The sequence below is a fragment of the Nonomuraea sp. NPDC049129 genome (assembly GCF_040648495.1).
GTDB lineage: Bacteria > Actinomycetota > Actinomycetes > Streptosporangiales > Streptosporangiaceae > Nonomuraea.
This window is the reverse complement of the sequence record NZ_JBEZDU010000010.1, coordinates 289,452-306,967: the sequence shown is the minus strand read 5'-3', so window position 1 is coordinate 306,967 and position 17,516 is coordinate 289,452. Positions and strand designations below refer to the sequence as shown.

Here is a 17,516-nt window from a genome sequence, read left to right as displayed (position 1 = left end):
CGCCGTACCGGATCAAGGGAGATTGTGTGAACGCTAACAACAACAACACATACGTGATCGGTGTCGACTTCGGCACGCTGTCCGGCCGCGCCGTGGTGGTGCGGGTCGGCGACGGCGCCGAGGTCGGCACCGCCGTGCACGAGTACGCCCACCGCGTCATCGAAGACCGGCTGCCCGGCTCAGAGGTCCGGCTGGGACCCGACTGGGCGCTGCAGTCCCCGCAGGACTGGCTGGACGTGCTGCGTACCGCCGTGCCCGAGGCCGTGGCCGCGGCCGGGATCGACCCGGCGCAGGTCGTCGGGCTCGGCACCGACTTCACCGCGTGCACGGTGCTGCCGACCACCGGCGACGGCACGCCGCTCTGCTTCCAGACGCCCGAGCGGCCGCACGCCTGGCCCAAGCTGTGGAAGCACCACGCGGCGCAGGCGCACGCCGACCGGATCAACGAGCTGGCTGCGCGGCGCGGGGAGAGCTGGCTGCCGCGCTACGGCGGCAAGATCTCCTCGGAGTGGGAGTTCGCCAAGGGCCTGCAGGTGCTCGAAGAGGACCCGGAGACCTACGGGCGGGCCGAGCGGTGGATCGAGGCCGCCGACTGGATCATCTGGCAGCTCACCGGGGTCGAGACCCGCAACGTCTGCACCGCCGGATACAAAGGGATTTTTCAGGATGGGGGCTATCCGTCCGAGGACTTCCTCGCCGCCCTCAACCCCGGCTTCTCCGGGTTTGCCGGCAAGCTGGGGCATGAGCTGTCTCCGCTGGGCGGGCTCGCCGGGCGGCTGACCGCGCAGGCCGCCGAGTGGACCAAACTGCCCGAGGGCATCGCCATCGCCGTCGGCAACGTCGACGCGCACGTCACCTCCGCCGCGGCCGACGCCGTCCGGCCCGGCCAGATGGTCGCCATCATGGGCACCTCCACCTGTCACGTGATGCCCTCCGACCAGCTGGCCGAGGTGCCCGGCATGTGCGGGGTGGTCCGTGACGGGATCGTGCCGGGGCTGTGGGGATACGAGGCGGGACAGTCGGGCGTGGGCGACATCTTCGCCTGGTTCGTCGACAACGCCGTGCCCGCCTCGTACGCGCGGCTCGCGGCCGACCGGGGGCAGTCGGTGCATGACTACCTGACCGAGCTGGCCGCCGGGCAGCGGGTCGGGCAGCACGGCCTGGTCGCGCTCGACTGGCACAACGGCAACCGCTCGGTGCTGGTCGACCACGACCTGTCCGGCGTGGTCGTCGGCCAGACCCTGGCCACCAAGCCCGAGGACGTCTACCGCGCGCTCATCGAGGCCACCGCGTTCGGCGCCCGGGTGATCGTCGAGACGTTCGAGGCGTCGGGCGTGCCGGTGGCGGAGTTCGTGGTGGCCGGCGGCCTGCTGAAGAACCGCTTCCTCATGCAGGTCTACGCCGACGTGCTGCGCCGCCCGCTCTCGATCATCGACTCCGAGCAGGGCCCCGCGCTCGGCTCGGCGATCCACGCGGCCGTCGCGGCGGGCGCGTACGACGACATCCAGCAGGCCGCGGCCGTGATGGGCGCGCGGCAGGAGAACGCCTACGTGCCCGACGCGGACCGGGCCGACGCCTACGACCGGCTCTACGCCGAATACCGCAAGCTGCACGACTACTTCGGGGATGGACGAATGCTGCACACGCTACGCGCGATCAGGAACGAGGCCCGCTCATGACCGAGGCCATGCGGAAGACGGTCTGTGACCTGCACGCCGAGCTGGTGCGCAACAACCTGGTCGTCTGGACCGCCGGGAACGTCTCCGGCCGGGTCCCCGGTGAGGACCTGTTCGTCATCAAGCCGTCCGGCGTCACCTACGACGAGCTGACGCCGCAGAACATGGTCGTCTGCGACCTCGACGGCAACCTGGTGGCCGGCGAGCACGCGCCGTCCAGCGACACCGCCGCGCACGCCTACGTCTATCGCAACATGCCCGAGGTGAACGGGGTGGTGCACACCCACTCCACCTACGCTTCCGCCTGGGCGGCGCGCGGCGAGGCCATCCCGTGCGTCCTGACCGCCATGGCCGACGAGTTCGGCGGCGAGATCCCGGTCGGGCCGTTCGCGCTGATCGGCGACGACTCCATCGGCCAGGGCATCGTGAAGACGCTCAAGGGGCACCGCTCGCGGGCCGTCCTGATGCAGAACCACGGCGTCTTCAGCATCGGTCCGAGCCCCAAAGCCGCGGTCAAGGCCGCTGTGATGTGCGAGGACGTCGCCCGTACCGTGCACGTGGCCAAGCAGCTCGGCGAGCCGCTGGCCATCGCCCAGGACGACATCGACCGCCTGTACGACCGCTATCAGAACGTCTACGGACAACAGAGGAGCCCGCGTTGAAGATCTGGTTTCTGACCGGCAGCCAGGGGCTGTACGGCGAGGACACGCTGCGCCAGGTCGCCGAGCAGTCGCAGCGAATCGCCGCGGCGCTCCCGGTGCCCGTCGAGTGGAAGCCCGTGCTCACCGACGCGGCCGCGATCAGGCGGGTGATGCTGGAGGCCAACGCCGACGACTCGTGCGCCGGCGTGATCGCCTGGATGCACACCTTCTCCCCCGCCAAGATGTGGATCGCCGGGCTGGACACGCTGCGCAAGCCGCTGCTGCACCTGCACACGCAGGCCAACGTTGAGCTGCCGTGGAGCTCCATCGACATGGACTTCATGAACCTCAACCAGGCCGCGCACGGCGACCGCGAGTTCGGCCACATACAGACCCGGCTGGGCGTGCCGCGCAAGACCGTGGCCGGGCACGTCAGTGACCCGTTCGTGGCCGACCGGGTGCTCGCCTGGTCGCGGGCGGCGGCGGGCCTGGCGGAGGTGCGTACGCTCAAGCTCGCCAGGTTCGGCGACAACATGCGCGACGTCGCCGTCACCGAGGGCGACAAGGTCGAGGCGCAGCTCCGCTTCGGCGTCTCGGTCAACACCTACGGCGTCAACGAGCTGGTCGAGGCCGTGGACGCCGCCTCCGAGGCAGACGTGACGGCGCTGGTCAAGGAGTACGCCGAGCTCTACCGGGTGGCGCCGGAGCTGCTGGGCGAGCGGAACGACTCGCTGCGCTACGCCGCCAGGATCGAGCTGGGCCTGCGCGGCTTCCTGGAGGCGGGCGGGTTCCGCGCGTTCACCACGAACTTCGAGGACCTCGGCGGGCTGCGCCAGCTCCCCGGGCTGGCCGTGCAGCGGCTGATGGCCGACGGGTACGGCTTCGGCGGCGAGGGCGACTGGAAGACCTCGGTGCTGCTGCGCACGCTCAAGGCCATGGCGCCCGGCGGCACCTCGTTCATGGAGGACTACACCTACAACATGACGCCGGGCGAGGAGCTCATCCTCGGCGCGCACATGCTGGAGGTCTGCCCGTCGATCGCCACGGGCACCCCGTCGTGCGAGATCCACCCGCTGGGCATCGGTGGCCGGGAGGACCCGGTGCGGCTGGTGTTCGACGCCGAGCCGGGTCCCGGCGTCGTCATCGGGCTCGCCGACATGGGGGACCGGTTCCGGCTGGTGGCCAACGAGATCGACATCGTCGCGCCGCCGCACCCGCTGCCCAACCTGCCGGTGGCGCGCGCGGTCTGGCGGCCCCGGCCGAACCTGCGTACCTCCGCCGAGGCGTGGCTGACCGCGGGCGCGCCGCACCACACCGTGCTCTCGACGGCCGTGGGCACCGAGGAGCTGACCGACCTGGCCGACATGCTCGGGGTCGAGCTGCTGGTCATCGACGCGGACACGACGGCTCGGGGGTTCGCCAAGGAGCTGCGCTGGAACCAGGCGTACTACCGGCTGGCGCAGGGCTTCTAGTCGCCCTTGGGGGTGTCGTCAGGCGGCTTCGGGGCGTTCCTGCGTTGTTCCTCTGCCCGCTCGCGGAGGCGGCGCAGGAACTCCTCGTCGTCGTCGGGGTTGCTCGCGGTCGCGCGCCCCGGCCGGTCGTACTCGGGGTACCCGGTCGGCCGCGCCGGCGGGAGCGCCTGCGGGCGCCCGGCCACCAGCCAGATGATGGAGCCGACCAGCGGGAACAGCAGGACGATGAGCACCCAGAGGATCTTCGGCAGGTTGCGGCACGCCTCTTCCGGCGTGGTGATCGCGTCGAAGAGGCAGTACAGCCAGAGCACGAGCGTGGCCAGGCCGAGGGCCTCGGACAGGTAGAGCACGGAATTCTCCTCGGCGGCGCCCAGAGCGCCTTTGTCGTCGGCGCTTTCGTCGGCGGCACCCGAAACTAGCGCCCCCTCGCGGCGCTGACAAGAGCTATGGAACTGTAGGGCAGTGACGTTGAAGAATTGGGCGGGAAACATCGCCTTTCAGATGAAAAACGTGCATCATCCCTCCGCCCTCGACGAGCTCCAGAGCCTTGTCGCCGGCACCACCTCCATCCGGGCGTTAGGCAGTGGCCACTCCTTCAACGACGTCGCCGACTCGACGGGTGACCTGGTCGCCCTGGACCGCCTGCCGTACGAGATCGAGATCGACAGCGCCGCGGCGCGCGTGCGGGTCGGTGGGCGGGTGACGTACGCGGAGCTCGCGCCCGTGCTGCACGCGAGCGGTTTCGCGCTCGGCAACCTGGCCTCGCTGCCGCACATCTCGGTGGCGGGTTCGGTCGCGACCGGCACGCACGGCTCCGGCGGCGGCAACCAGAGCCTGTCGGCGGCCGTTTCGGCGCTGGACCTCGTCACCGCCGACGGCTCCCTGATCACCCTCGCGCGGGGTGAGGCCGACTTCCCCGGCGCGGTCGTGGCGCTCGGCGCGCTCGGCGTCGTCACCTCGGTCACGCTCGACCTCGTGCCCGCCTTCGAGCTGCGCCAGTACGTCCGGGAGGGCCTGCCCGACGACTTCGACTTCGAGGCCGTCATGTCGGCCGGCTACAGCGTCAGCCTGTTCACCAACTGGCTGGCGACCACCGTGTGGCTCAAGCGCCGCAGCGAGCTGCCCCCCGGTGACTGGCACGGCACCCGCGCGGCCGACGGGCCCCGCCACCCGGTGCCGGGCATGCCGGCCGGGAGCTGTACCGAACAGCTCGGCGTGCCGGGGGCGTGGCACGAGCGGCTGCCGCACTTCCGGGCCGACTCGCCGCCGAGCAGCGCGGGCGACGAGCTGCAGTCGGAGTTCCTGCTGCCCAGAGGGCGGGCGGCCGAGGCGCTGCGCGAGCTGCGGGCCATCGGCGACCGCCTCCGGCCGGTGCTGCAGATCTCCGAGGTGCGCACGATCGCCGCCGACGACCTGTGGCTCAGTCCGTATCTCGGCCGTGACACGGTGGGCCTGCACTTCACCTGGGTCAAGGACACCGAGGCGGTGCTCCCGGTGATCGAGCTGGTGGAGGAGCGGCTGGCGCCGTTCGATCCCCGGCCGCACTGGGGCAAGCTGTTCACCCGCTGGCCGTCGTGCCCGGAGCGCTTCCGGGACCTGGTGGGGCGCTACGACCCGGCGGGCAAGTTCCGCAACGACTTCGTAGGGACGCTGCTGGATACCTGACCGGATCTGACAGGTATGACCCGCACCATGGGACGCATGACAGCCAAGGGAACCTTCGACACCGCCGACTGGACGCCCCAGCCTCCGTACGAGGAGGGCGACGGCGTGTCGCTCGCCCACGTCACCCTGGGCAAGACCTTCCACGGCGACCTGACCGGCACCAGCACGGTCAGCATGATCATGGCGTTGACACCGGTAGCGGACTCCCGTGCGTACGTGGCGATGGAGCGGGTCGTGGGCACGTTGGCAGGCCGGTCGGGCAGCTTCGTCCTGCAGCACTTCGCGGTGGGCGACCGGGGCGAGCAGTCACTGCGCGTCTCGGTCGTCCCGGACTCCGGCACCGGCGGGCTGAGCGGTCTCAAGGGGGAGATGGACATCCTCATCGCTCCTGACGGCTCGCACTCGTACGTCTTCGACTACCGGCTCTGAGGAACATTGGCGTCCACGGCGACGCGGCGGGCGGCGAACGCGAGCAGGACCAGCGCGCCGAGGCCGAACACGATGTGGCTGACCAGGTTGATCAGGGGAGTCGCCGGCACGACCGGGCCGGAGAAGAAGGCGTGCCACACGTAGGTCAGCAGGGCGCCGCCCGCCAGCGCCATCCGGTGCCTGCCGTCCCATCCGCGCCGGGCCGACCAGAACAGGGCCAGGGCCGTCATCCCCACCTCGACCCCGGCCAGCAGGGTGATCCCCAGGCCGACCTGGTCGCCGAGCAGGATGTTCGGCGCCTCGAACAGCACGCCCGCCACCAGCGTCACCACGAGGACCAGCCAGGGCGCGGGCGCCTTGCCCGCTGCTTGGTCAGCGCTGGTCCGGCGCGGTAGGCGGAAGGCCAGCACGACGAGGGCCACCACGATCACCACGATCGACACCAGCTGCGGCACCGACGCCAGGAAGTGCCCGTTCATGTAGCTGAACACCGTCATCAGGGCCGCGCCCAGCACGGCCAGTACGGCAGTGACGGTCAGCCCGACCTTGCCGAGCCACGGCGTGGTGCGCCGCGCACCGGTCAGCTCCTCGACCAGGGCGATGGGCACGCTCATGCTCCACACAGTGTGCAGCGCCAGCACGAACAGCGTCCACGGCACCCCGATCCCCAAGGCCGGGACGAACCCGGGATCGAGCAGCCGCTGACCGGCGTAGTCGGGGTTGAACAGCGACATCGTCATGATCCCCTCCTCGAACACGCCGTAGGCGAGGGACATGAGCACGATGCCCGGCCAGCCGATCCCCGCCCTGCGCGCCACCTCGCGGATCAGCAGCGCGGCGCCGCCGTACGTGGGGGCGAGCAGGACCAGGAAGTACAGCGAGGTGAGCGGGAAGTCGCCGAGCAGGAACTCGGCCACGAGCGGAGACAGGAGCACGAGCCCGAAGGCCGGCAGGATGCGTCGCATGAAACCGATGCTCCCGAGAACCGGGCACGACGGGAGGTGCCATCCATCCTGACCTCTCTATGACAATCGTCCTATTCGGCCCTTAGGTTCAAGGGATCGTTACCGATCAGCCGGTGAAGGGACGAACGCCGTGTGGGACCCCGAACTCGCCGAACTGGAACGCCGCAAGCGGCTGGCCGAGCGCATGGGAGGCGAGGAACGGGTCGCCCGCCAGCACGCGACCGGGCGGCTGACGATCCGCGAGCGCCTCGCCGCCCTCACCGACAGCTGGCGCGAGGTCGGCGCGCTGACCGGCCAGGCCGAGTACGGGAAGGACGGGCTGGAGAGCTTCACCCCGTCGAACGTGATCATCGGCAGGGCCGTGGTCGCCGGTCGGCGGGTGGTTGTGGCGGGCGACGACTTCACCGTGCGCGGCGGGGCCGCTGACGCCGCCATCCATGAGAAGCAGGTGCTGGCCGAGCGCATGGCGGGGGAGATGCGGGTCCCGCTGCTCAGGCTGATCGACGGGACCGGCGGCGGGGGCAGCGTCAAGCAGCTGGAGGATCTCGGGCGTACGTACGTACCGCACAACCCCGGCTGGGACCAGGTGGTGGCGAACCTGGGCCGGGTGCCGGTGATCGCGCTGGCCCTGGGTCCCGTCGCCGGGCTGGGCGCGGCCCGCCTGGTGACCTCGCACGTATCGATCATGGTCAAGGAGCTCTCCCAGGTGTTCGTCGCCGGGCCGGCCGTGGTGGAGGCCGGGATGGGGGAGCGGGTCGGCAAGGAGGAGCTGGGCGGGTGGCGGACCATTTCGGCGGCCGGGACCGTGGACCTGGTCGCCGAGTCGGAGGAGGAGGCGTTCGAGCTGGCCAGGCGGGTGCTGGGGTACCTGCCGCAGAGCGCGTGGCGGCTGCCGCCCGTGGCGAAATCTGATGATATTTCCGGCAGGGAGGCGTCGGAGCTGCGGGACATCGTGCCCAGGGACCGGCGCCGGCCGTACGACATGCGGCGGATCATGGACCTCGTCTTCGACACCGGGAGCGTGCTGGAACTCGGCAGGCGGTTCGCACCCTCCACGATCACCGCGCTCGCCCGCCTCGCCGGGCACCCGGTGGCCGTGCTGACCGCCGACCCGCGCGTCTACGGCGGCGGTATGACGGCGCAGGGCGCGGACAAGACGGCCAGGTTCGTGGACCTGGCCGAGACGTTCCACCTGCCGGTCGTCCACCTCGTGGACCAGCCCGGCTTCGTGATCGGCAGCGCCGCCGAGCGGGCCGGCACCATCAGGCACGGCGCCCGCGCGCTGGCCGCCGTCTACCAGTCGACCATCCCATGGGCGTCCGTGCTGGTCCGCCGCGTCTTCGGCGTCGCGGGCGCCGCGCACCGGCCCCACGACAGGTACGGCCTGCGGGTCGCCTGGCCGTCGGGTGACTGGGGCTCGCTGCCGATCGAGGGCGGGCTGGAGGTGGCCTTCAAACGCCTGCTCGCCGAGGCGGGGCCGGAGGCGGAGACGCTGAAGGCGGAGATCGCCGAGCGGCTGGAGGCGGTCAGATCACCGTTCAGGACGGCGGAGGCGTTCCTCGTCGAGGACATCATCGATCCGGCGCAGACGCGGCCGGTACTCACGGAGTGGGTCCACGACGCCTACGCCGTCCTCGACCCGGGCCCCCGACACACGACCCGCCCGTAACCGGACCTCTGGCACACGACTCGCCTGTTACCGGGCCTCCCGTCCGCCGCCTGCCCGTGACCGGGTCGGCGGGTCTTGGGCCCTGCGGTCTGGTCAGGGGGCTGGGGCGGTGGTCAGTTGGTTGATCGCGGCCTGGACCGTGGCCAGGTCGCCCAGGATCACCTCGTTGCGGTCGCGGTCGGTGTGCAGGCGCCAGTGGGTCTCGGCCACCGCCTCGGGGGAGGCCGGGGAGCCCGGGGCGACGGCGGCGCCGATGGGGACATGGCCCACATGGACGCCACGGTGTGACACCGCCTGCGCCAGGGCGAGGACGTAGTTGCGCAGCCCCGCCACGGCGATGCCGATGTTGCCCAGGAAGTCGATCGGGTGGACGGCCGAGATGCCCGAGGTGAACAGCAGCGTGCCGGAGCCACGTTCGAGCATCCCGGGCAGCACCGCGCGGACCGCTGTGACCGCGCCCAGCACCGCTCCGTCGAAGGCGTCCTGCGCGCTCTCCCGCGTCACGTCCAGCGCGGAGGTGCGGGAGGCGGCGGTGCCGCCGCCGTTGTAGACGAGGACGTCGACCGGCCCCATGCCGTCGAGGGCCGTCGTCAGCGAAGCGGGATCGGTCAGGTCGCCGGGATGCGCGGACGCCGTGACGCCTTCGTGGGCGAGCGTGCCGGTCAGCGCGGTGAGGCGCCCGGCGTCGCGGGCGGTCAGTGCCACATCGAAGCCTTCCCGGCCGAACCTGCGGGCCACGGCCAGGCCGATGCCGGGCCCCGCGCCGATGATCGCGATCTTCATGTCTGGCTCCTTAAGTCGAGGGTATGCCTCAGGTTAGCAGGAAAGTGAGGGTATGCCTCGACTTCGATAGGATGGCCGGTGTGATTCGCCGCGACGCCCAGCGCAACCGTGAGGCCTTGGTCACGGCGGCCCGTGAGGTGCTGGCCGAGCGGGGCGTGGACGCGCCGCTGGAGGCCGTGGCCAGGCGGGCAGGCGTCGCGATCGGCACCCTCTACCGGCACTTTCCCGAGCGCGGCGATCTGGTCGACGCGATTCTCGACGAGAAGATGGCGGCCTGGAGCGACCTGGCCCGCGAGTCGCTCGCCGCCGACGACCCGTGGCTTGGGCTGGCGGGTTTCCTGGAGCGCACCTGCGAGCTGCAGGCCGCCGACCAAGCCTTCACCGAGCTGGCCTGCGCGTCCCACCAGGACGATCAGGCCGAGATCAATCAGCTGATCCGCCGGCTGGTGGAGCGGGCGCAGGCGGCGGGGGTGCTGCGGCTCGACGTCGGCCCGCTTGACCTGGCGTTCTTCATCATGGCCAACTCGCGCGTGGCGCAGGCCGACGCGAGCCGGTGGCGGCGCCACTTCACGCTCATGCTCGACGCCTTGAGACCCGCGCCGCCGGTCGGTTAGAGCTCCTCAGGGAAGTCGGTCATCGCGTTGAGCAGCGGCACCAACTGCTCCTCCTCGTAGTCGAGGTGCGCCTCCAGTTCGCGGGACAGCTGATCGAGCTCGGCGCCGACATCGCCCTCGTCGGGGAGCTCGCGGATCCGGGCGAGCAGCCGCGCCACCACCTCGTGCTCGGCGCGCAGCCGGGCCAGCACCTCCACCAGCTCGGGATGCGCGCCCGCCAGGTGCGGGAACAGGACGCCGTCCTCGCCGGTGTGATGGGCGTGCAGCGCGTCGCAGAACGTCAGGCAGTGCTCCCGCAGCTCGGGCCGCGAGCCGGGTGCCCGCCGCAGCTCCGCGAGCTCCCGCCGGAAGCCGTCGTGCAGCTTCACCAGCTCGTCACCCATGGCGATGAGTCGTTCGGCGCTCATGTCATACCCCTTCTGAGTTTCTATACGCGTATAGAAAGTAGCATGACAAGATGCCCGCACGTACTGGACGGCCGCCCAAGATCTCCCGGGCGGACATCGTGTCCGCCGCCCACCGGCTCATCGAGGCCGAAGGGACGGAGAGCCTGACGATGCGCAGGCTGGCCCGTGAGGTCGGCACCACGCCCATGGCCCTCTACCACCACGTGCACGACAAGGAGGAACTCCTGCTGCTGCTGCTCGATGACTACGCGGCGGCGATGCCCCGGCCCGAGCTCCCGGACGAGCCGGGCGAGCGGATGGCCGCGGCGGCCATCGCCATGCACGACGCGCTGGCGGGCGTCCCGTGGATCGTGGACGTCCTCAGGGCGGACGACCTGCTCTCGGTCAACGCGCTGTGGTATCCAGAGATGATCATCGACGCGGCCGTACGCGCCGGGCTGCCGCTGGAGCGGGCCGTGGCCGCGTACCGGATCATCTGGCACTACACGGCGGGGGAGATCACCGCGCGGGCGGCGGCGTTGCGCAGGCGGGAGCAGGGCGGGCCGACGTACCGGCGGCAGGTGTTCGCCGCGCTCGACGCCGAGGCGTTGCCGCGGCTCGCGGCGGTGGGTGAGCGGTGGGAGGAGCTCACCGCGCGCGACACCTACGGCGAGGGGCTGCGCGCTCTCGTGGCCGGGCTGCTGCTAAAAGGGTTGGCCATGGGCCGGTCGTCCGTGAAACGGTCTGAGCCTGATGATCACATGGACTGAGGCGGGCGAAGAGTATTCGGCGGCGTGGCGCTCCGCGCTGGAGGCGTCGCCACCGGCTCGGGTGGTGATCGCCGACGACCGGATGAAGGCCGACACCGCCTACCGCCTGGCCTGCGAGGGCACCGCCCTGCTGTGGCGCGGCGACTTCCAGAACGCCCGGCAGCTGCTTCAGGCGATGGGCCGCCGGTGCGAGCCGGTCGAGCCCGGCGCCACGTTCGACCGCTACCGCCAGGCCCAGGGCCGGCGGGCGCGGACGCTCGGCCTGCTGCTGATCCCGTACGACGATGGCCACGTCATCCCGCTCACCCGCGCTCCCGACGTGCGGCAGGCGTGCGAGGAGGTCTACGGGCCGGCGGAGGGTCCGTACGTGGGGTCGTTGCGGGAGCTGCTCGGGCTGATCGGCGCGCACGAATGGCGCAAGAAGGGCGTCGAGGTCCCGGCGCTGGGTGCCCGGATCCATCCGCATTACGGAGTGTTCTCCCCGATTCGCGGCGAATACATTGATCTGGTGGCCCAGGCGCCGCTGCCCGGCAAGCGGCTGGCCTTCGACCTCGGCACGGGCACCGGAGTTCTGGCCGCGGTGCTGGCCAGGCGGGGCGTCGAGCGGGTCGTGGCCACCGACCTCGACCGGCGCGCGGTGGTCTGCGCCCGCGACAACATGGCCCGGCTGGGCCTGGCCGATCGGGTCGACGTGGTGGCGGCCGACCTGTTCCCGCCGGGGCGCGCGTCGCTCGTCGTGTGCAACCCGCCCTGGTTGCCCGCCGAGCCGTCGTCGCCGCTCGACCGGGCGGTGTACGACCCCGGTGGGTGCATGCTCCGGGGCTTCCTCGACGGCCTGGCCGAGCATCTGGAGCCGGGCGGTGAAGGGTGGCTGGTGCTGTCGGACCTGGCCGAACATCTTGGCCTGCGGTCTCGTGCCGACCTGATGGCGGCGTTCGACGGCGCGGGGGTGCGGGTCATGGATCGGCTCGACACACGGCCGCGTCACCGGCGCGCGTCCGACGGCACCGACCCGCTGAGGGCCGCGCGGGCCGCCGAGGTGACGTCTTTGTGGCGGCTCGCCTGCTGAAAGGCTGTGGCGTTTGAGCGGTGTACTCCGGCTCGAACGGCTCAGAAGCCCGGCGCGTACGGGCATGAGCGCGGCCGCAGGTTAGCCGCCCCCTCTCCGCGGCAGAAGAGATACATGCACATTTCGGGGGTACAGACCGTTTTGCCCGATTACCGCTACGCGCAGGCGGAGATCACCGAGGCGTTCTCCCGGCTGACCGAGGCCGACCTCGATCAGCTCGAACGCTTCCACGCAGCCACCGGCGTCCAGAGCCGGAACCTGGCCCTCCCGCTGGACGACTACGCCAAGCTGGACTCGTTCGGCCGCGCCAACGACATCTACCTTGAGATCGCGCTCGACCTGAGCGAACGGGCACTCCGTGGTGCGCTGGACAAGGCGGGCATATCACCCCGGCGGGTGGATCACCTGGTGTTCTGCTCGACCACCGGCCTCGCCACGCCGTCCTTGGACGCGCGGCTGATCCAGCGCGTGGGACTGCGGCCGGACGTCAAACGGGTGCCGGTGTTCGGGCTCGGCTGCGCAGCGGGGGCCTCGGGCCTGTCGCGGCTGAACGACTACCTGCGCGGCTGGCCCGAACAGGTGGCGGCGCTGGTCTGCGTGGAGATGTGCTCGCTGACCACTCAGCGCGACGACACCTCGATCGCGAACCTGGTCGCCAGCGGCCTGTTCGGCGACGGCGCGGCGGCCGTGGTCGCGGTGGGACGCGGCCACGGGCCGGAGGTGGTGGCCACGCGCAGCAGGCTGTACTCGGGCACGGAGCACCTCATGGGCTGGCAGGTGAGCGAGCGGGGCTTTCGCCTCGTGCTGGACGCCGAACTCACCGCCTTCGTGGAGAAGGTGCTCGCGGGCGACATCAAGGGCTTCCTCGCCGACAACGGACTCACCCCCGAACAGGTCGGCACCTGGATCTGCCACCCCGGCGGCCCGAAGGTGATCGACAAGATCGTGGAGCGGCTGGGCCTGGATCCGGCGGCTCTGGAGGTCACGTGGCGGTCACTGCGCGAGCACGGGAACATGTCGTCGGTCTCGGTACTGCACGTCCTGCAGGAGACGCGCGGCCGCCCGGGCCAGCCGGCCGTGCTGCTCGCCCTCGGGCCCGGCTTCTCGGCCGAGTTGCTCCTGCTGCACTGGTGACTGTCTTGAGTCCGTACGGGCTGGTGATCGGGCTGGTGGGTGCGTACGCGAGCCTGATGAGTCCGTACACGCTGCTGATCGGGTTGGTCGTCGCTGAGCGGCTGGCCGAGCTGGCCGTGGCCCGCCGCAACCTGGCCTGGGCCAGGTCGAAGGGCGGCATCGAGTACGGCCGGCGGCACTATCCCTGGATCGTCCTGGCCCATACCGGACTCCTGCTGGCCTGCCCGGCCGAGGTATGGCTGCTCGACCGGCCCTTCATCCCGGCGCTCGGCTGGCCGATGCTCGCGATCGTCCTGCTGGCCCAGGGGCTGCGCTGGTCGTGCATCGCCGCCCTGGGCAGGCAGTGGAACACCCGCGTCGTCGTGGTGCCAGGGATGCCGCTGGTCGGCGCCGGGCCGTACAGGTGGCTGCGTCATCCGAACTACGTGGCCGTGGTCGCGGAGGGGGTGGCGCTGCCGCTCGTCCACACCGCGTGGCTCACCGCGCTGGCGTTCACGCTGGTGAACGGGGTGTTGCTGACGATTCGCATCCGGGTGGAGGAGGCGGCGCTGGTCGGCTGACCGGATCACGTGTTGATCGCGGTTTGCGCTCGCTTGCGTCACCGGCCCGGCCAGGCCATTTCCGGGAGCCGTCATACGGCCGGAGGTGGTTGCGATGAAATTTCGTCCTTTGGCGATCAGCGTCGGAATTGCTGGACTCCTGGCACTGGCCGCTTGCGGCGGCGGTCCCGGGGGGAACAAGGGAGACTCCGGCCTTCGGGCGCCCGCTTCGTCCAGGGCCGCACCGTCGGCTTCGTCCAGGCCCGAACTCCCCGCGGATGCCAAGCCCGAGGCTCGGGCGAGCGCGTCCGCAAGCGCCGCTCCCGAGGAGCAGAAGGACACGTCGGCGGAGCAGATCTCGACGTTCGCCCTGGACGTGGACACCGCTTCGTACACCTATGCCCGCCGTACCCTCCAGGAAGGACGCTGGCCCGAACCGGGGCAGATCCGGCCGGAGGAGTTCGTCAACGCGTTCCGGCAGGACTACGCACAGCCGCGGGACGACGGGTTCACCGTGCACGTCGACGGCGCCATGATGCCGTCACGCAACCAGGCCGTCCTGCGCGTCGGCCTGCAGACGCGCGCCTCCGACGCGGCGGCGCGGCGCCCCGCCAACCTCACCTTCGTGATCGACGTGTCCGGGTCGATGGCCGAGCCCGGCCGCCTCGACCTGGTGAAGCAGTCCCTGCACACGCTGATCGACCAGCTCGCGCCGGGCGACCAGGTGTCGATCGTCTCCTTCAGCGACGAGGCCACGGTGCTGGCCTCGATGACGCCGCTGGCCGCCCGTACCGAGCTGCACGCGGCGGTCGACCAGCTGACCGTGGCCGGCAGCACCAACCTCGAGGCCGGGCTGGTCACCGGCTATGAGCAGGCGGCCAAGGCGTTCCGCCCCGCGGCCACCAACCGGGTCATCCTGCTCTCCGACGGCCTGGCCAACCAGGGCAGCACCGAGTGGCGTTCCATCCTGGACCGGGTCAAGGAGTACGCGGGCCGGCAGGTCACCCTGCTGACCGTCGGCGTCGGCCGCGACTACGGCGACCAGCTGATGGAACAGCTGGCGGACAACGGAGACGGCGCCGCCGTCTACGTCAGCACGCAGGAGGACGCGGACAAGGTCTTCGCCTCCCAGCTCCCGGCCACGATCGAGCTGCGGGCGCGCGACGCCAAGGCGCAGGTGGTCTTCAACCCCTCGGTGGTGGAGGGCTACCAGCTCATCGGGTACGAGAACCGCGCCCTGTCCACCGAGGAGTTCCGCGACGACAACAGGGACGGCGGCGAGATCGGCCCCGGCCACTCGGTCACGGCTCTCTACGCGGTACGGCTCAAGTCAGGCGCGACGGGGCAGCTGGCCCAGGCGACCGTACGCTGGCAGAACCCCGACACCAGGAACCCCGCCGAGACGAGCAAGTCGGTGGACGTGGGGGCGCTGACGGAGTCGGTATGGGAGAAGGCGCCGGTGCGGCTGCAGGTGGACGTGGTGGCGGCGGCTTTCGCGGTGTACATGCGGGACCGGGAGGCGTTCGGGCTGACCCTGCCGACGCTGGGGGAGCAGGCCAAGCGGCTGGCGGAGGCGGCGGAGGACCCGATGGTGACTGAGCTGGCAGGACTCATCGACAAGGCCCGCTCGGTGGGGTAGCCGTTATCCAGGCATTTTCCGGCTGGGCCGCTTCCTTGAGAGGCGGCCCAGTTGCTTGGGGGCGGCTGCCCGGGGCTGGGAGTCGGATACACTTGGGGACGGTTCAAGGGGCTATGGCGCAGTTGGTAGCGCGCCTCCATGGCATGGAGGAGGTCTGGGGTTCGAATCCCCATAGCTCCACTTCCCCTCAAGGGCTTCATAGGGGGCGCTTCGCGCTCAAGGGCCTCAGGCGTTGCCCAGTCGCGCTGTAGCCGCGACCCCTGTAGGGCCTCCGTTTCGCTCCGGGCGCTTGTTTTGGGCGTGGGCTTCGCCCACGCGTTGCCCGTTGATCGATCGGACCATCGGAAAATCTTGTCGGCCGGACATCGATCATTTCCGGCTTCCGCCGAAGAGGGGTGAGCGCAGTCGGTGTGTCACAGGCGATAAGCCGCCTTGTCGCCAACGAACTCATCGAATTCTCCACGGTCGGCCATCTCGCCAAGCGCGGCCAGGGCCCGCAGCCGCACCAACCGCTGCCCCACCTCGCGGAGGGCTGCGTTGACCGTGTCCTTCTTCGTCTTGGTGCCGAGAACTTCGGCGGCTATCGCCAGGGCCTCCTGGTCGATCTCGATCGCGGTCTTCACCATGCTCATGGGATCACCGTCCTTCACGCTTGCGGGGGGGTGTCATGGACATCGTGATGGATGTCCAGGACGTCTCGCTCTTGGATCAGTGGTCCACTCGCTCAATTACTCCACCATTCCGCTGATCAACCAGGAAATGCGCGCCATCGATTCGCTCGGATAGGGCTGCAGGTAGATCATGGAGCAGACGCGCTTTCTCCAGGCGGTCTGCAAGTGATCGCGCGGAAAGGAGAACACCACCGCGCCCGAGACCAGTGGATCGCCCGCAGCGCCACCTCGAGAAGGCCGCCACGCTCGGCCTGCCTCAGGGCAGCCAGGTCATGCACGGGTGCCGAGGACAAGAGCATCCTGGAGGCGTCGGAATCCATCTAGTGCTGTGACCGGAAAGGTTCACCGGCTCGAGTGCCTCGACCGTCAGGCCGGCGAGACTGTCGGCCCCGCGAATATCGTGGTCCGATGTCACGCCGTTGAAGGCGAGGTCACGTTGCTTGTCACCCTCGACGAGACACATGATGCGGAATACGGTGCTCACCTTGTGTCATGACGTGGCGTCGTCTTCACCCGACTGGCCGAGCTCGACGACGAGTAGCTGTAGTAGGCCGGGATAGTGCTGCTCGATGTCCTTCCTGAGCAGCCTCAACGTGCTCCCGTTGCCATGATCGCGCTGCGCGACCAGGCCGGCCTCCCGCAGAACCCGGAAGTGATGGGTTCGTGTGGCTTTTTTCACCGGCAGGTCGAAGGATCCGCATGCCCGCTCCTGATCCTTGGGATCGGCCGCGAGCTCGGCCACCATGCGCCGCCGGGAGTCGTCGGCGAGCGCGGCGAGCACTTTGCCGAGCTCCATATCTCCTCCTTCAGGTACGGCTTGCATCATACCTCGGGCATGGCTAACCTCCTCAGGTATGAATATCGTCATACCTGAGGGAACCGGCCCCATCGGCATCTACGGATACGCCCGCCCCCGCCCGGAACGCGCCCAGGAGCTGGAAAGCCTGCTCCTTTCGTTCGTCGAGTCGACTCGTGCCGAGCCGGGCGCCTGGCAGTACCAGGTCCATCGCGATGCCTCCGACCCCACCACGCTGGTCTTCTACGAGCTGTGGCGTTCGGGGGACGACCTGCGCAATCACCTCGCCCAGCCCAACCTCGTCCAGTTCCAGAAAACTCGCATGAACTACCTGCGCGAGGACCTGGAGATCCACTGGTTGACGCCTCTCACCGCGAACGCTCCGGCCGAGTCACCACAGCAGGACGCGTAGCGCGCTCGCTTCTGGAACGCGCAGGCCGCCAACGCGGTCCCCTTGAACGCTCACCGAATCGAACACCCAAGGGTGGATATTCGCCGTCCCCCAACCCGGTGAACCTTTCCGGTCACCGCACTAGCCGCCGACCGCGTCACAATCATCGACGAGTACACAATCGAGCAGGACGAGCAAGCTCCCGAC

19 protein-coding genes and 1 tRNA gene are annotated in these 17,516 nt (G+C 70.2%); 14 read left to right on the top strand and 6 right to left on the bottom strand.

The annotated features are described in order from the left end of the window. The first annotated feature begins 26 nt into the window (after positions 1–26). The 3 genes from araB to araA are packed head-to-tail and all read left to right on the top strand — an operon-like array spanning position 27 to position 3,789. Positions 27–1,679, top strand: a complete 1,653-nt coding sequence (araB, locus tag AB0B64_RS31235; RefSeq protein ID WP_357939925.1) for a ribulokinase — start codon at positions 27–29, stop codon at positions 1,677–1,679. Beyond that, positions 1,676–2,338, top strand: a complete 663-nt coding sequence (locus AB0B64_RS31230; protein WP_357939927.1) for an L-ribulose-5-phosphate 4-epimerase — start codon at positions 1,676–1,678, stop codon at positions 2,336–2,338. The genes araB and AB0B64_RS31230 overlap by 4 nt, the downstream gene beginning before the upstream one ends. Next, positions 2,335–3,789: an L-arabinose isomerase gene (gene araA / locus AB0B64_RS31225; RefSeq protein ID WP_357939929.1), complete on the top strand. Its 1,455-nt coding sequence runs from the start codon at positions 2,335–2,337 to the stop codon at positions 3,787–3,789. The genes AB0B64_RS31230 and araA overlap by 4 nt, the downstream gene beginning before the upstream one ends. Here araA and AB0B64_RS31220 read toward each other — a convergent pair. Further along, complete coding sequence (locus AB0B64_RS31220; protein ID WP_357939931.1) at positions 3,786–4,139, bottom strand: PLD nuclease N-terminal domain-containing protein; 354 nt, start codon at positions 4,137–4,139, stop codon at positions 3,786–3,788. The two genes, araA and AB0B64_RS31220, sit on opposite strands and share 4 nt — an antisense overlap. A gap of 151 nt (positions 4,140–4,290) precedes the next feature. Here AB0B64_RS31220 and AB0B64_RS31215 point away from each other — a divergent pair, with 151 nt between their 5' ends. Both AB0B64_RS31215 and AB0B64_RS31210 read left to right on the top strand, forming a co-directional pair. Beyond that, positions 4,291–5,454, top strand: a complete 1,164-nt coding sequence (locus tag AB0B64_RS31215; RefSeq protein WP_358181327.1) for an FAD-binding protein — start codon at positions 4,291–4,293, stop codon at positions 5,452–5,454. A gap of 36 nt (positions 5,455–5,490) precedes the next feature. Further along, positions 5,491–5,883, top strand: coding sequence for a DUF3224 domain-containing protein (locus tag AB0B64_RS31210; protein WP_358181330.1), 393 nt, complete (start codon positions 5,491–5,493; stop codon positions 5,881–5,883). On the opposite strand, the gene AB0B64_RS31205 is transcribed toward AB0B64_RS31210, so the two are convergent. Then, complete coding sequence (locus AB0B64_RS31205) at positions 5,871–6,848, bottom strand: hypothetical protein (protein WP_358181332.1); 978 nt, start codon at positions 6,846–6,848, stop codon at positions 5,871–5,873. The genes AB0B64_RS31210 and AB0B64_RS31205 overlap by 13 nt on opposite strands. Positions 6,849–6,978: 130 nt before the next feature. Between AB0B64_RS31205 and AB0B64_RS31200 the strand changes: the two genes are divergently transcribed. Then, a complete protein-coding gene (locus tag AB0B64_RS31200; protein ID WP_357939939.1) occupies positions 6,979–8,517 on the top strand; it encodes a carboxyl transferase domain-containing protein in 1,539 nt (512 codons plus the stop codon). A 93-nt stretch (positions 8,518–8,610) separates the two neighbouring features. Here the strand turns inward: AB0B64_RS31200 and AB0B64_RS31195 are convergent, their stop codons facing one another. Continuing rightward, positions 8,611–9,300 carry an SDR family NAD(P)-dependent oxidoreductase gene (locus tag AB0B64_RS31195; RefSeq protein WP_358181334.1) on the bottom strand — a complete coding sequence of 230 codons (690 nt, stop codon included), beginning with the start codon at positions 9,298–9,300 and terminating at the stop codon, positions 8,611–8,613. Positions 9,301–9,380: 80 nt separating this feature from the next. On the opposite strand from AB0B64_RS31195, the gene AB0B64_RS31190 reads away from it, so the two are divergent. Then, entirely contained in the window at positions 9,381–9,914 is a 534-nt protein-coding gene (locus tag AB0B64_RS31190) for a helix-turn-helix domain-containing protein (protein ID WP_357939943.1), read from the top strand. Here AB0B64_RS31190 and AB0B64_RS31185 read toward each other — a convergent pair. After that, positions 9,911–10,321 (bottom strand): hemerythrin domain-containing protein, encoded by a 411-nt coding sequence (locus tag AB0B64_RS31185; RefSeq protein ID WP_358181337.1) that lies wholly within the window; start codon positions 10,319–10,321, stop codon positions 9,911–9,913. The genes AB0B64_RS31190 and AB0B64_RS31185 overlap by 4 nt on opposite strands. Positions 10,322–10,371: 50 nt before the next feature. Here AB0B64_RS31185 and AB0B64_RS31180 point away from each other — a divergent pair, with 50 nt between their 5' ends. From AB0B64_RS31180 to AB0B64_RS31155, 6 genes are all read left to right on the top strand, one after another. Beyond that, entirely contained in the window at positions 10,372–11,070 is a 699-nt protein-coding gene (locus tag AB0B64_RS31180; protein WP_358181340.1) for a helix-turn-helix domain-containing protein, read from the top strand. Beyond that, positions 11,054–12,139: a class I SAM-dependent methyltransferase gene (locus AB0B64_RS31175; protein WP_358181343.1), complete on the top strand. Its 1,086-nt coding sequence runs from the start codon at positions 11,054–11,056 to the stop codon at positions 12,137–12,139. The genes AB0B64_RS31180 and AB0B64_RS31175 overlap by 17 nt, the downstream gene beginning before the upstream one ends. A gap of 114 nt (positions 12,140–12,253) precedes the next feature. After that, on the top strand, positions 12,254–13,273 hold the full coding sequence (locus AB0B64_RS31170; protein ID WP_358181346.1) for a 3-oxoacyl-[acyl-carrier-protein] synthase III C-terminal domain-containing protein: 1,020 nt from the start codon (positions 12,254–12,256) through the stop codon (positions 13,271–13,273). Beyond that, on the top strand, positions 13,270–13,833 hold the full coding sequence (locus AB0B64_RS31165; protein WP_358181349.1) for an isoprenylcysteine carboxyl methyltransferase family protein: 564 nt from the start codon (positions 13,270–13,272) through the stop codon (positions 13,831–13,833). Before AB0B64_RS31170 ends, AB0B64_RS31165 begins: the two co-directional genes overlap by 4 nt. Positions 13,834–13,927: 94 nt before the next feature. Then, complete coding sequence (locus AB0B64_RS31160) at positions 13,928–15,451, top strand: von Willebrand factor type A domain-containing protein (protein ID WP_358181351.1); 1,524 nt, start codon at positions 13,928–13,930, stop codon at positions 15,449–15,451. 107 nt (positions 15,452–15,558) lie between these two features. Next, positions 15,559–15,631, top strand: a tRNA-Ala gene (locus AB0B64_RS31155). Positions 15,632–15,864: 233 nt separating this feature from the next. Here AB0B64_RS31155 and AB0B64_RS31150 read toward each other — a convergent pair. Beyond that, positions 15,865–16,083 carry a type II toxin-antitoxin system VapB family antitoxin gene (locus AB0B64_RS31150; protein WP_358181353.1) on the bottom strand — a complete coding sequence of 73 codons (219 nt, stop codon included), beginning with the start codon at positions 16,081–16,083 and terminating at the stop codon, positions 15,865–15,867. 529 nt (positions 16,084–16,612) lie between these two features. Then, positions 16,613–16,918, bottom strand: a complete 306-nt coding sequence (locus tag AB0B64_RS31145) for an ArsR family transcriptional regulator (protein WP_357939959.1) — start codon at positions 16,916–16,918, stop codon at positions 16,613–16,615. 58 nt (positions 16,919–16,976) lie between these two features. Between AB0B64_RS31145 and AB0B64_RS31140 the strand changes: the two genes are divergently transcribed. After that, entirely contained in the window at positions 16,977–17,330 is a 354-nt protein-coding gene (locus AB0B64_RS31140; RefSeq protein WP_358181356.1) for a putative quinol monooxygenase, read from the top strand. The last annotated feature ends 186 nt before the right edge of the window (positions 17,331–17,516 follow it).